The organism is Aeromonas sp. FDAARGOS 1418, from assembly GCF_019048585.1.
Taxonomy (GTDB): domain Bacteria; phylum Pseudomonadota; class Gammaproteobacteria; order Enterobacterales; family Aeromonadaceae; genus Aeromonas; species Aeromonas caviae.
On record NZ_CP077387.1, the window covers coordinates 1429367 to 1441981 of the forward strand.

At 60.8% G+C, this 12615-nt stretch carries 14 protein-coding genes; 10 read left to right on the forward strand and 4 right to left on the reverse strand.

The annotated features are described in order from the left end of the window. Entirely contained in the window at positions 1-504 is a 504-nt protein-coding gene (locus tag I6L48_RS06925; protein WP_041214484.1) for a GspH/FimT family pseudopilin, read from the reverse strand. Between the two features lie 137 nt (positions 505-641). Here I6L48_RS06925 and I6L48_RS06930 point away from each other — a divergent pair, with 137 nt between their 5' ends. From I6L48_RS06930 to luxS, 4 genes are read left to right on the forward strand one after another with little or no spacing between them, the layout of a single operon-like run. Further along, positions 642-2264 (forward strand): NAD+ synthase, encoded by a 1623-nt coding sequence (locus I6L48_RS06930; RefSeq protein ID WP_041214485.1) that lies wholly within the window; start codon positions 642-644, stop codon positions 2262-2264. A 9-nt stretch (positions 2265-2273) separates the two neighbouring features. After that, on the forward strand, positions 2274-2612 hold the full coding sequence (gene glnB / locus I6L48_RS06935) for a nitrogen regulatory protein P-II (protein WP_005308848.1): 339 nt from the start codon (positions 2274-2276) through the stop codon (positions 2610-2612). Positions 2613-2658: 46 nt separating this feature from the next. Beyond that, positions 2659-3261 (forward strand): transglycosylase SLT domain-containing protein, encoded by a 603-nt coding sequence (locus tag I6L48_RS06940; protein WP_041210965.1) that lies wholly within the window; start codon positions 2659-2661, stop codon positions 3259-3261. A gap of 18 nt (positions 3262-3279) precedes the next feature. Continuing rightward, complete coding sequence (luxS, locus tag I6L48_RS06945; RefSeq protein ID WP_043153085.1) at positions 3280-3789, forward strand: S-ribosylhomocysteine lyase; 510 nt, start codon at positions 3280-3282, stop codon at positions 3787-3789. A gap of 61 nt (positions 3790-3850) precedes the next feature. On the opposite strand, the gene I6L48_RS06950 is transcribed toward luxS, so the two are convergent. Then, positions 3851-4873, reverse strand: coding sequence for a GGDEF domain-containing protein (locus I6L48_RS06950; protein WP_216987886.1), 1023 nt, complete (start codon positions 4871-4873; stop codon positions 3851-3853). 133 nt (positions 4874-5006) lie between these two features. Here I6L48_RS06950 and rnr point away from each other — a divergent pair, with 133 nt between their 5' ends. From rnr to I6L48_RS06970, 4 genes are all read left to right on the forward strand, one after another. Continuing rightward, positions 5007-7400 (forward strand): ribonuclease R, encoded by a 2394-nt coding sequence (gene rnr, locus I6L48_RS06955; RefSeq protein ID WP_113069611.1) that lies wholly within the window; start codon positions 5007-5009, stop codon positions 7398-7400. Then, positions 7397-8146, forward strand: a complete 750-nt coding sequence (rlmB, locus tag I6L48_RS06960) for a 23S rRNA (guanosine(2251)-2'-O)-methyltransferase RlmB (protein ID WP_041214488.1) — start codon at positions 7397-7399, stop codon at positions 8144-8146. The genes rnr and rlmB overlap by 4 nt, the downstream gene beginning before the upstream one ends. 7 nt (positions 8147-8153) lie before the next feature. Continuing rightward, positions 8154-8723 (forward strand): Crp/Fnr family transcriptional regulator, encoded by a 570-nt coding sequence (locus I6L48_RS06965; protein WP_042014880.1) that lies wholly within the window; start codon positions 8154-8156, stop codon positions 8721-8723. A 151-nt stretch (positions 8724-8874) separates the two neighbouring features. After that, entirely contained in the window at positions 8875-9330 is a 456-nt protein-coding gene (locus tag I6L48_RS06970; protein WP_134997701.1) for a GNAT family N-acetyltransferase, read from the forward strand. A gap of 189 nt (positions 9331-9519) precedes the next feature. Here I6L48_RS06970 and I6L48_RS06975 read toward each other — a convergent pair whose 3' ends face one another. Then, the gene (locus I6L48_RS06975) at positions 9520-10368 is read right to left on the reverse strand and encodes a hypothetical protein (RefSeq protein ID WP_102949179.1); all 849 of its coding nucleotides are present in this window, start codon (positions 10366-10368) and stop codon (positions 9520-9522) included. Positions 10369-10468: 100 nt separating this feature from the next. Next, a complete protein-coding gene (locus tag I6L48_RS06980) occupies positions 10469-11692 on the reverse strand; it encodes an Nramp family divalent metal transporter (RefSeq protein ID WP_216987887.1) in 1224 nt (407 codons plus the stop codon). A 236-nt stretch (positions 11693-11928) separates the two neighbouring features. Between I6L48_RS06980 and rpsF the strand changes: the two genes are divergently transcribed. Together rpsF and rpsR are read left to right on the forward strand one after the other, a co-directional pair. Continuing rightward, positions 11929-12315: a 30S ribosomal protein S6 gene (gene rpsF, locus I6L48_RS06985; protein WP_005331771.1), complete on the forward strand. Its 387-nt coding sequence runs from the start codon at positions 11929-11931 to the stop codon at positions 12313-12315. 32 nt (positions 12316-12347) lie between these two features. Beyond that, positions 12348-12578 carry a 30S ribosomal protein S18 gene (gene rpsR, locus I6L48_RS06990; protein WP_005313392.1) on the forward strand — a complete coding sequence of 77 codons (231 nt, stop codon included), beginning with the start codon at positions 12348-12350 and terminating at the stop codon, positions 12576-12578. Positions 12579-12615 lie beyond the last annotated feature (37 nt).

Genomic DNA, 12615 nt, shown 5'->3' on the forward strand with positions numbered 1-12615 from the left:
TCAGAGGCAGATATTTGCCTGGGTAGATTGGGTGGTGCGGCCGGAAGGAGAGATGACCAGATTTATCTGGGCATTTCCTGAGCGACACAGCGTGATGGTGGCATTGGTACCCAGGCTGGTGCCATCAGGGCTGAAGGTAGTGGACGTCCGATTGTTTGCAGCGGTCAGTGAGTCAGATAGCTGAGGACTTCTTGCCAGGATCTGCTCACCGTTATTGAAAACGTCATTGCCATTATCGTCGACGAACACAAGGAATTGGGTCGGATTGGCGGTGACACAATTGTCACTGGCATTGGCAAGGCACACAGTGACAGATTGCTGGTTGTCGATGGCTTGGCTACGAGCAAAACGCAGATATTTCAAGAGTGTGCGAGATTCAAATTTCAAGGCATTCTCATTGAGCAGGCTCGACATGGCCGGTGCACCAATACCAAGCAAGATGACCCCCAGACTGACGGCGATCATCAGTTCCAGCAGGGTGAATCCTTTCTCGTCCTTGATCATGGCAATATCTCCCTCGATTAGTTACATCTTATCTCCAGACAGCCAGAACACCAGCGCAAAGCCCAAGTGTTGAGCTGGCACAGCCAGCGCCTTTTCTTTATCATTCCCCATCATTTTCGAATTCAAGATGCATCGCCATGGCAAAAGCCCTCTCTCTGATGCTTGCCCAGTTAAATCTGACGGTAGGCGCCATCGAAGATAACTGTGACAAGGTACTGGCGGCAGCAGCCCAGGCCGATCAGCAAGGGGCCGATCTGCTGGTTTGCTCCGAGCTGGCCCTGACAGGATACCCGCCTGAGGATCTGCTGTTGCGCGCCGACCTGATGATCCGGGTCGAGGCCGCGCTGTCCCGCATCGCGGCATGGCAGGGACAATGTGCCATTCTGGTGGGTCATCCCTGGCGCGAAGAGGGGGCGCTTTACAATACGGCGTCTCTTTATGAGCGCGGTCAACTGCGGGCACGTTATTTCAAACAGGACTTGCCCAACTACGGGGTGTTCGACGAGAAGCGCTACTTCACTGCGGCGACCGATACCTGTGTGGTGCCGTTCCGTGGCCATCAGCTGGGTTTGCTCATCTGCGAAGATCTCTGGCAGCCGGGTCCGGCGCTGGCCGCCAAGGCGGCGGGGGCCGAGCTGCTGCTCACCATCAATGCCTCTCCTTATGATCAGGAAAAACCCTGGATCCGCCGCGAGCTGATGGCGGAACGCTGCGATCAGACCGGCCTGCCGCTCATCTACCTCAACCAGGTATGCGGCCAGGACGAGCTGATCTTCGACGGCTGCTCTAAAGTGTTCAACAGCCAGGGCGAGCTGACCCACAAGCTGGCTCCGTTTGCCGAAGAGCTGGCGCTGGTGCGCTTTGCCGATGGTCAGCCGGTGAAGGAGCGGGAACCCGCTGCGCCGCTGGCGCCGTTGGCCGAGACCTATCAGGCCCTGGTGCTGGCGGTGCGCGACTATGTCACCAAGAACGGTTTTCAGGGCGCCGTGCTGGGCCTCTCCGGCGGCATCGACTCGGCGCTGACCCTGGCGATTGCGGCCGACGCCATCGGGGCGGACAAGGTGCAGGCGGTGATGATGCCGTTCCGCTACACCGCCCAGATGAGCGTGGAGGATGCCAAGGAGCAGGCCGAGCGAATGGGGGTGGAGTTCAACATCATCTCCATCGAACCCATGTTCGAAGGCTTCATGACCCAGCTGGCGCCTCTGTTTGAAGGGACTGCCCGCGACACCACCGAAGAGAACCTGCAGGCCCGCTGCCGCGGCGTGCTCTTGATGGCGCTGTCCAACAAGCGCCGCCGTATCGTGCTGACCACTGGCAACAAGAGCGAGATGGCCGTCGGATATGCCACGCTGTATGGCGACATGGCGGGTGGCTTTGATGTGCTCAAGGATGTCCCCAAGACCCTGGTCTTCAAGCTGTGCGAATATCGCAACAGCGTGGAGTACGTGATCCCGCAGCGGGTCATCGATCGTCCCCCGTCGGCCGAGCTGGCACCGGATCAGGTGGACCAGGACAGCCTGCCCCCCTATGACATTCTGGATGCCATCCTCAAGCGCTACGTGGAAGAGGATGCGTCTGTCGCCGACATGGTGGCGGAAGGTTTCGAAGAGGCGGTGGTACGCAAGGTGATCCGCCTGGTGGATCTCAACGAATACAAGCGCCGTCAGGCCGCCGTCGGCCCCCGCATCACGGCTCGCAACTTTGGTAAGGACCGCCGCTATCCCATCACATCCGGGTTCGGCAAACAGAACTGGTAAGGAGTCACCATGAAGAAGATTGAAGCCATCATCAAACCGTTCAAGCTGGACGATGTGCGCGAGGCCCTGGCCGAGATCGGCATCAACGGCATGACAGTGTCCGAGGTCAAGGGGTTCGGCCGCCAGAAGGGGCATACCGAGCTCTATCGCGGTGCCGAGTACATGGTCGACTTCCTGCCCAAGGTCAAGGTGGAGCTGGTGGTGCAGGACGAGGATCTCGATGCCTGCCTGGAAGCCATCCAGAACACAGCGCGTACCGGCAAGATCGGTGATGGCAAGATCTTCGTCTGCGAGGTGGAGCGCGTCATTCGTATTCGTACTGGTGAAGAGAACGAAGACGCGATCTGATGTGGTGGATGTGCCCTGTGATGAACAGCAAGAGTCTGTCGCTCTGATGTCGTTTTACCGTATCGGGGTCGTGGCGGCGTGCCTGATGGCGCTCACCGCGTGCAGTACCCGGCCGCCGGCCCAGCCGGAAAACCTGTGCCAGATCTTTCGGGAGAAACCCGAGTGGCACGAGGCGGCGCTCAAGATGAACGAGAAGTGGGGGACACCTGTCCAGGTAGTGATGGCCATGATGTACCAGGAGTCCTCCTTCGTGCATGATGCCCAGCCGCCGATGCAGTATTTCCTCTTCATCCCCACCGGGCGGGCCAGTTCAGCCTACGGCTATGCCCAGGTGAAAGACGAAACCTGGGCCGACTACCAGCGGGAAACCGGCAACAGCTGGAGCGATCGCGACGACTTTGCCGACGCCATCGATTTCATGGGCTGGTACACTCACAAGGCACAGCGGCTCAACGGCACGTCCAAGTGGGATGCCTATGGCCAGTATCTCAATTATCACGAAGGCTGGGGGGGCTACCGACGTGGCAGTTACCGCAGCAAGGGATGGCTGATGAAGGTCTCCCGCAAGGTGGAGGCCCGTGCCCAGCGCTACGGTGCCCAGTATCGACAATGCAAGGATCAGCTCTCCAGCGGGGGCTGGTTCTGGTAACCAAATCAGGAGTCAGAAATGCCGTTATTGGACAGTTTTACCGTCGACCATACCCGCATGGCCGCCCCGGCAGTGCGGGTGGCGAAGACCATGCAGACCCCGAACAAGGACACCATCACCGTGTTCGACCTGCGTTTCTGCGTGCCGAACGAGGAGATCCTCTCCGAGCGCGGCATCCATACTCTGGAGCATCTGTTTGCTGGCTTCATGCGTGACCATCTCAATGGGAATGGGGTGGAGATCATCGACATCTCTCCCATGGGTTGCCGCACCGGCTTCTACATGAGCCTGATCGGTGCGCCGGATGAAGCCCGTGTTGGCGCTGCCTGGCAGGCCGCCATGAGCGACGTGCTGACCGTGCAGGAGCAGAGCAAGATCCCCGAGCTGAACGAATACCAGTGCGGTACTTACAGCATGCACTCGCTGGAAGAGGCCCATGCCATCGCCCGCCATGTGCTGGAGCGCGGTATTGGTGTCAACCACAATGACGAGTTGGCCCTGCCAGAAGAGAAGCTGAAAAGCCTCTGATCCCGAGAAGGGAAGCATGAAAAAGGCCGGTCAATGACCGGCCTTTTTGCATCTGGTGGGATCAGGAGGGCAGTGGCATCACCCGATTGCGTCCCAGCTCCTTGGCCTTGTAGAGCAGCTTGTCGGTACGCTCGATCAGGGTGTCTGCCGTCTCCTGAGGGGTGTATTCCCCCACGCCGAACGAGGCGGTGATGTGATCGATGCGTCGCCCGGATTTGCGATCCAGAATCGACATCCGCTCGATGACGCGACGCAGGCTCTCGGCCATCTGGCGGGTCAGCGCCAGGGCGCGGTTTGGCACCAATAGGGCAAACTCCTCACCCCCCAGGCGATAGGCGGTTATGCCCTCCTTGCTGGCCTCTCGCAGCCGCTTGCCGACGATGCGCAGCACCTGGTCCCCCAGCAGATGTCCGTATTCGTCGTTGAAGTTCTTGAAGCGATCGATATCGGTCAGGATCAGGGAGAAGGGCTGCTTGCTGCGAATGAGGCTGTCCATCTCGAGATCGAAGGCGCGTCGATTGAGCAGAGACGTGAGCGGGTCCTCGGTGGCCAGCTTCCTCGTCTCGTTCAGGGCCTGTTTCAGCTCCTTTATCTCTTTCTCGGCGCTGCTGAGCTGGTTGCGAAAGTGGAGGGTGGACATGCGTACGTCACGCGACTCGCGCACGAGATCCCGCAGGATCCCCATGGTGTCTTCCAGGCTGAGTCCCTCGTCGTCTATCTTGCTCAGCTTGTCGAAACTCTTGTCGAGCATCTCCTGAAACAGCCCGGTATCGGAGATGGCATCCTGCATCGAGTGACTCAGCTCGCTGGCCATGGCCGCCAGGTTGAGTTTCATCGCCTCCATCTGCTGCTCGTCCTGGGCTGCAAGGTGCTGGTGGTAGAGACGCTCACAGGTGGTCAGGGAGAAGGTTCCCTGCTGTTTTATCGCCTGATCGACGGCATGGTTGAGTTCGGGCATGTCGCCGGAGACATAGCTGTACCAAAGGTGATAGTTGTTCGGCGTGGTGGGAATTTGATACTTGATCATCAGGGGAACCGCCTGTTTCAAATAGGCGGCAGATTGGGCGAACGAGTCCTTGCTCATGAGTTCCGAGTCTCACATACCTGCAAACTGTGTCCAGTATGACAGAGAGAATGGCCAAAAGGCAGTCGATGGATGCCATTAGCTCCCCCCTCCGATATAATGTCTGCGTTATTACCTACCCTAAGGCCTGCTTATGTCTCAAAAAGATCCTTTCCTCCAACGCGAGGCCGAAAAATACGAAAACCCCATCGCCAGTCGCGAGATGCTGCTGGAGCTCATCAAGGGCCATGAGAAACCCATGTCCCGGGAAGAGCTGGCCAAGGTCCTCAAGCTGACCGATGAAGAGCCGTTGGAAGCCTTGCGACGTCGTCTGCGCGCCATGGAGCGCGACGGGCAGCTCGTGTTCACCCGCAACCAATGTTACGCCCTGCCGGATCGCCTGAATCTGGTCAAAGGCTATGTGCTTGGCCACAAAGATGGATTCGGTTTTCTGCGCCCCGAGGGTGGTGGAGCGGATCTCTTCCTGAACAACCGCGAGATGCAGCGTCTGATGCATGGCGACTATGCCCTGGTGCAGCCGACCGAGATCGATCGCAAGGGTCGTCAGGAAGCGCGTCTGGTGCGCCTGCTCAAATCCCGCGAGGCGGACATCGTCGGTCGTTACTTCGTCGAGAACGGCGTCGGTTTCGTGGTACCCGATGACAGCCGCATCGGCCAGGACATCATCATCCCGGAAGGGGAGAACAAGGGGGCTCGCCAGAGCCAGGTCGTAGTCGTGCGCATCAACCAGCGCGCCACTGCCCGCTTCAATGCGGTCGGTACCGTCTTGGAAGTCCTGGGTGAGAACATGGCTCCCGGCATGGAGATCGAGATCGCCCTGCGTACCCACGGCATTCCGCACACTTGGCCGGAAGAGGTGACCAAGGAGGTCGCCGGTCTCGGTGAGCAGGTGCCTGAGAAGGCTAAAGAGGGTCGCATCGACCTGCGCGCCCTGCCGCTGGTGACCATCGACGGGGAAGACGCCCGCGACTTTGATGACGCCGTCTTCTGTGAAGCCAAGCGCGGTGGTGGCTGGCGCCTGTGGGTCGCCATCGCGGACGTTTCGGCTTATGTGAAACCGGGCACGGCCCTCGACACCGAAGCCTATCAGCGCGGCAACTCGGTCTATTTCCCCGAGTTCGTGGTGCCCATGCTGCCGGAGGTGCTCTCCAACGGTCTGTGTTCCCTGAACCCGCAGGTCGACCGGCTCTGCATGGTGTGCGAGATGACCATCTCCGCCGCCGGCCGCATGTCCGGCTACAAGTTCTACGAAGCGGTAATGAACTCCCACGCTCGCCTGACCTACACCAAGGTAGCGGCGATCCTGGACGGGGATCCCAAGCTGCGTCAGCAGTATGATCCGCTGGTGGGCCACATCGAGGAGCTGAGCAACCTCTACAAGGCGCTCAAGCATGCTCGCCATCAACGCGGTGCGGTGGAGTTCGAAAGCGAGGAGACCCGCTTCATCTTCAACGCCCAGCGCAAGATCGACCGTATCGTACCGCTGGTGCGCAATGACGCCCACAAGATCATCGAAGAGTGCATGATCCAGGCGAACGTGGCGGCCGCCCGCTACATCGAGAAGAACGAGGCCGCCGCCCTGTTCCGGGTGCACGACCGCCCGGGCGAGGAGCGTCTCACCGGTTTCCGTGACTTCCTGGCCGAACTGGGTCTGGAGCTCAAGGGGGGCCTGGAGCCCGAGCCGAAGGACTTTGCCGAGCTGGCTGCCAAATTTGAAGGGCGCCCCGATGCGGAGCTGCTCTCCACCATGCTGCTGCGCTCCATGCGTCAGGCCATCTATCAGGCTGACAACATCGGTCACTTCGGTCTGGCCCTGAAGTCCTATGCCCACTTCACCTCGCCGATCCGTCGCTACCCGGATCTCATCCTGCACCGGGCGATCAAGTATCAGACCGCCAAGGAGCAGCAGGGCAACCTGCGCCACAAGTGGACCCCGAGCGGTGGCTACCACTACCAGCTGGAAGAAGTGGACCCGATGGGCGAACACTGCTCCATGACGGAGCGCCGTGCCGATGACGCCACCCGCGACGTGGCAGACTGGCTCAAGTGCGAGTACATGCTGGATCACGTGGGTGACGAGTTTGACGGCGTCATCGCCAGCGTCACCGGTTTTGGCTTCTTCGTGCGTCTGGCGGAGATCCACATCGACGGTCTGGTGCACGTCAGCACCCTCACCAACGACTACTACCAGTTCGACCCCCTGCACCAGCAGCTGATCGGCGAGAACTTCCGCCGCCGCTATCGTCTGGGTGACAAGGTGCGGGTCAAGGTGATGGGCGTGAACCTGGACGATCGCAAGATCGACTTCGTGATGGTGGAAGAGCCCCTCAAGGCCACCGGCAAGAACGCCAAGGAGATGGCGCGCAAGCAGGCCGAGATCAAGAAAGAGAAGGCCAAGAGCGCCCAGCGCCACGAGAAACGCAAAGAGGGCAAGGAGAGCGGCAAATCCGACAAGGGTGGCCGTGCCAAGCCCAGCAACAGACGACCGAGCAAAAAGGCTCGCGACAAGGCCAAGAGCACTAAATGAGTACTGAACTGATCTACGGCATTCACGCCGTCTCCGCGCTGCTGGAGCGCACCCCCGAGCGCTTCATCGAGGTGTGGGCTCTCAAGGGCCGCGATGACGAGCGGCTGCATCCCCTGCTGGCCGAGCTGGAGTCACTCGGCATCAGGGTGCAGAGCGTGAACCGCAAGACGCTGGATGACAAGGCGGAAGGCAACAATCATCAGGGCATCATGGCCAAGGTGATTGAAGCGCCCAAGCTGGCCGAGCACGACCTGGCCAGCCTGCTGGACGGTCTGGCGGCGCAAGAGACAGCGCCCTTCCTGCTGGTACTGGACGGGGTGACCGATCCGCACAATCTCGGCGCCTGTCTGCGCAGTGCCGATGCGGCCGGGGTGCATGCGGTGATCGTGCCGCGGGACAAGGCCACAGGCCTCACGTCCGTGGTGCGCAAGGTCGCCTGTGGCGCCGCCGAAGTGGTGCCGCTCATCCAGGTCACCAACCTGGCCCGCAGCCTGCGCGAGCTGCAGGAGCGCGGCGTCTGGATCGTCGGCACCGCCGGCGAGGCGGATCACGATCTCTATCAGGCCAAACTCACCGGCCCCATGGCGCTGGTGATGGGGGCCGAAGGCAAGGGGATGCGCCGCCTGACCCGCGAGCACTGCGACGAGCTGGTGAGCATCCCGATGGCGGGGGCGGTATCCAGCCTCAACGTCTCGGTGGCGAGCGGTGTCTGCCTGTTCGAAGCCGTGCGCCAGCGCCGCGTCTGACAAGACGATGACCGACAGACCCCCCTTTGTCTGGGAACGGGTTGCAGATGAGCAGGAGGCCGAGCGCCTCCTCTCTTTTGTCCGCTCCCTGACCTTGCCCCCTCGCACCTGCCTCTGGCATGCCGGTGACAGTCCGGCGCTGCTGGTCAGGGTGGAGGAGGGGTTGCTGCGGGCCAGGGTGGTGCTGGCGGATGGCCGCGAGTACATCAAGGAGTTCTATTGGGAGGGGGACGAGTTTATCGACTTCCACCACCTGCTCAGTGGTGAGCCCGCCCGCTACAGCGTGGAGGCGCTGGAGCCTTGCCGACTGCAGCTTCTTCCGCTGGCGGATCTGCGCCGACTCCCTTGCTGGCCCGCCTGGTATCACCATCTCCTTGAAGTGCAACTGCGCATCAAGGAGGAGAAAGAGCTGTTGCTGCTGACCGGGGGCCCAGAGGCGCGCTATCAGCATTTTCTGCGAAGCTTCCCCGCGCTGGATGCCAGGGTCCCGGATCACCAGATTGCCGCCTATCTGGGGATCACCCCCATCAGCCTGAGCCGCATCCGCAGGCGGCTGAAAACGCGCGATCAGGGTTGAGCCAGAAGGGGTTGCCGATGAACCTGGGCAGAGATCGGCTCTTTGCCGGCCATGTCCGCATTGGATGAGAAGGGGGCCAACTTAACCAAGGTTAATGCCCCTCGTCGGGAGCAAGATTATGCTGTCAGACCCCATTAAACAGGAGTCATTCATGAACTGGAGTATGAAATCCTGGTCCGAGCTGACCACGGATGAATTGTATGAGCTGCTTGCCCTGCGCGCCGAGGTGTTCGTGGTGGAGCAGACCTGTCCCTTCCAGGATCTGGACGGGCTGGATCGCCGTGACGGCGTGTTGCATCTGCTCGGTCGTGAGGGGGATCACCTGGCGGCCTATGCCCGCATCATGGCACCCGGCATTGGTGATGACAGCGGCGCCGCCATCGGCCGCGTGGTCACCTCTCCCACGTTGCGGGGGGGCGGACTGGGTCACCGCCTGCTGGCGCAAGCGGTCAGAGAGTGCGAGGCACGCTGGCCTGCACACAGCATCTGGCTCGGCGCACAGGCCCACCTGCAAGGTTTTTACGGCCAGCATGGTTTCGTGGCCGAAGGGGAAGGGTATCTGGAAGATGACATCCCTCACATGGGGATGCGAAGGGAGCCTGCCTGACATCGTCAGGCGCCAGGAAAGGGGCAAGTGGCCCCTCATCCGTGGTGCATCGCATGGTTTTTTTGCTACCCCGTGGCCATGTGGTCGTCAGCCCGGGGTGAGATACCGCCGCGCTGACCTGTCTGCGGGTCTCTCTGTCGGGACACCGCCCCGGTCAGGGCGGTGCGGCATCAGGAGGGCTGGGGTGGTTCAGGGGGTGACCCGGGTGGTGAGGGTAAACCCCTCTTCACTGGAGGCCAGCGTCACCTGAACCTGGCCCAACTCGGTCAGAGTGCCCACATGGGTGCCGCCACAGGGAATGGTGATCTCCCGACCGTCCACCATGCCATGCCAGTAGCGGGAATCGATGATGGCATCACCGGCCCGGCTGCGGCGGATCTCGCCTCCCTCTTTGAGCCAGCGCATCAGTTGCTCGTTGACCTGGAGCGCTATCCTGTCGAGGTCGGCCAGCAGTGCCTCGCTGTTGATTCCCTTTTTCCTAAGGCTCTTGCCGATCCGGTACTGCTCCTTTGATCCTCTGGGCTCGACCCGGGAGTGCTGGATGGCGAGGCGGTCGAAATCCGGCTGCCCGAGAGCGTCCAGCTCGCTTGTCTCCTTTCGCCAATAGGGCGTGAGCGCCCGATTGAGGGCCAGTGCCACCAGGTGGCAGGCGCTGTGGCCCAGGCTCAGGGCATGGCGAGCCTCGGCATCCACAGTCAGTTCCACAGGCGAGCCAATGGCAAGGTGATGGGAACCGGCGAGGGGATGCACCACCACGAAAGCCCACCCATCCGCCCCCCGCTTGACCGGAATCTCCGTATCCACGAACAGCTCGCCCTCGGGACTGATGGCGCCCATGCGGCAGGGGCCCACGGCCGCTTCCCCCCCTTCCCAGCGCACAGTGCCCACGTCACCGGGTTGATCGGGCCAGAGGTGGCTCTGGGGATGGAAGGGGGTGAGGTCGGTGACCAGCAGGGTCGGATCCCCCTGTTTGCAACAGACGACGCTGGCCTGTTCCTGATGGTGGCCCAGTACGAAGCTGGCTCGGGTATGTTCCATGGCAGGGCTCCCGCAACGAGATGATGAGAAGGGAAAGGGGCAGCATACGCGAAAGTGCGAAGAGGCTCATCAACTCGGGTCAATGAGCCTCAAGATGGCGTTAGAGGGTGGTAACCAGCAGATAGGCATTGAGGCCGATCACCAGGGCGACGATGAGGCGCCCCACGGCCTGGGTGACGGGGTGATTGCGATGTGCCCCCATCAGGGCGCGATCACCGGTCAGGATCAGCAGTGGAATAAGGGCGAGGGCGATGCCGAAGCTCAGCACTACCTGGCTCAGCACCAGAATTTCCGTGGTGTTGAGACCCATGGCGATCACCACGAAGGCGGGAGCCATGGTGATGGCTCGGCGCAGCCAGAGCGGAATGGTGAAGCGCACGAAGCCCTGCATCACCACTTGCCCCGCCAGCGTTCCCACCACGGTGGAGGAGATGCCGGAGGCGACCAGGGAGAGGCCGAACAGGGTGGCGGCTGTCGGGCCCAGCAGGGGCGTGAGGGTCTGGTAGGCCGATTCCAGCTCGGCCACCTGCTGGTTGCCGGAGCTGTGGAAGGCGGCCGCCGCCATGGCCATCATGGCCAGGTTGACGAAGCCGGCGATGGTCATGGCGATGGCCACGTCGACCCGGGTGCTGTGCAGTCGCTGGGTCACCGTGCCCTGCTCCTGGGTGTGCTGGGTCAGGGCCGAGTGGAGATAGATGACATGGGGCATCACGGTGGCACCAAGCACGCCGGCGGCAAGATAGACAGCATCACCATTGGGGAGGCCGGGGAAGAGTGCCCCTTCCAGCAGACTCGGCAGGTGGGGGCGCGAGAAGATCAGCTCGACGATGTAGGCGGCGGCCACGAACAGCAGCAGGCCGCCCACCACGAACTCCAGCGGCTTCTGGCCGCGGGATTGAAGCATCAGGATCCCCCAGGTGACCACGGCGGTGATGCAGGCCCCTTCCAGCAGGGTGATGCCGAGCAGCAGTTTGAAGCCGACCGCAGCGCCGATGAACTCGGCGAGATCGGTGGCCATGGCGATGATCTCGGCCTGCACCCAATAGGCCCAGACTGCGGGCCTGGGCAGACGATCACGAATGTGTTCCGCCAGGTTCTTGCCAGTGACGATACCGAGCTTGGCCGAGAGGGTCTGCACCAGCATGGCCATCAGGTTGGCCCACACCACTACCCACAGCAGTTGATAGCCGAAGGTAGAGCCGGCCTGGATATTGGTCGCAAAATTGCCCGGGTCGATATAACCGATGGCGGCGATGAAGGCGGGGCCGAGCAGGGTCAGCTTGAATTTGCGGGCCGAGATGGCCGTGGTGAGCGCAGGTTGCATACTGTCATCCTCCGTGGGGATATGAGGAGAGTATGGATCTAAATGATAATTGTTATCAATTAAAGTTTTGTATCGGGCTCATCGAGAAAAACATCTTGCTTCGCCAGTTGCAGTGGGAGAGGTGATTTCGTACAATACGCCGCCCTAGAAAGCAGCGTCTAAACATCACTATGTTCCTTGCCTCCGAGGTCTGGCTGCACCTGGGCGGAGGCTGAATTAATCCGTAAGGAGCTAAAATGCGTCATTACGAAATCGTCTTCATGGTTCATCCGGACCAGAGCGAGCAAGTACCTGGCATGATCGAGCGTTACACCGGCGCTATCACCACCGCTGGTGGTACCATTCATCGCCTGGAAGATTGGGGCCGTCGTCAACTGGCTTACCCGATCGACAAGCTGCACAAGGCTCACTACGTTCTGATGAACGTAGAAGCTGAACAGGCCGTTATCGATGAGCTGGAAACCAACTTCCGCTTCAACGATGCCGTTATCCGCAACATGATCATGCGCACCAAGCACGCCGTGACTGAAGTTTCTCCGATGGCCAAGGCCAAGGAAGAGCGCTTCACCCGTCGTGACGACGAGCGTCGCGAAGATGCTGTTGAAGCGTCTTCCGAAGAGTAATTCTTAGATCACCGCATTAGAGGATAAAGGCCATGGCACGTTATTTCCGTCGTCGTAAGTTCTGCCGCTTCACCGCCGAGAACGTTACCGAGATCGACTACAAAGATATCGTTACTCTGAAAAACTACGTCACTGAATCTGGCAAGATCGTACCGAGCCGTATCACCGGTACCCGCGCCAAGTATCAGCGTCAGCTGGCACGCGCCATCAAGCGTGCTCGTTACCTGGCTCTGCTGCCGTACACCGATCTGCACAACAAGTAAGAATCGGCCCGGCGCTTACGCCTAACTCAACGAAATT

Bases quoted from the DNA above. Each gene is read 5' to 3' on its own strand.
- glnB (WP_005308848.1), top strand. From the start codon at position 2,274: ATGAAGAAGATTGAAGCCATCATCAAACCGTTCAAGCTGGACGATGTG.
- I6L48_RS06970 (WP_134997701.1), top strand. From the start codon at position 8,875: ATGAACTGGAGTATGAAATCCTGGTCCGAGCTGACCACGGATGAATTG.
- I6L48_RS06950 (WP_216987886.1), bottom strand. From the start codon at position 4,873: ATGAGCAAGGACTCGTTCGCCCAATCTGCCGCCTATTTGAAACAGGCG.
- luxS (WP_043153085.1), top strand. From the start codon at position 3,280: ATGCCGTTATTGGACAGTTTTACCGTCGACCATACCCGCATGGCCGCC.
- I6L48_RS06980 (WP_216987887.1), bottom strand. From the start codon at position 11,692: ATGCAACCTGCGCTCACCACGGCCATCTCGGCCCGCAAATTCAAGCTG.
- I6L48_RS06930 (WP_041214485.1), top strand. From the start codon at position 642: ATGGCAAAAGCCCTCTCTCTGATGCTTGCCCAGTTAAATCTGACGGTA.
- I6L48_RS06925 (WP_041214484.1), bottom strand. From the start codon at position 504: ATGATCAAGGACGAGAAAGGATTCACCCTGCTGGAACTGATGATCGCC.
- I6L48_RS06965 (WP_042014880.1), top strand. From the start codon at position 8,154: ATGACCGACAGACCCCCCTTTGTCTGGGAACGGGTTGCAGATGAGCAG.
- rpsF (WP_005331771.1), top strand. From the start codon at position 11,929: ATGCGTCATTACGAAATCGTCTTCATGGTTCATCCGGACCAGAGCGAG.
- I6L48_RS06975 (WP_102949179.1), bottom strand. From the start codon at position 10,368: ATGGAACATACCCGAGCCAGCTTCGTACTGGGCCACCATCAGGAACAG.
- rpsR (WP_005313392.1), top strand. From the start codon at position 12,348: ATGGCACGTTATTTCCGTCGTCGTAAGTTCTGCCGCTTCACCGCCGAG.
- I6L48_RS06940 (WP_041210965.1), top strand. From the start codon at position 2,659: ATGTCGTTTTACCGTATCGGGGTCGTGGCGGCGTGCCTGATGGCGCTC.
- rnr (WP_113069611.1), top strand. From the start codon at position 5,007: ATGTCTCAAAAAGATCCTTTCCTCCAACGCGAGGCCGAAAAATACGAA.
- rlmB (WP_041214488.1), top strand. From the start codon at position 7,397: ATGAGTACTGAACTGATCTACGGCATTCACGCCGTCTCCGCGCTGCTG.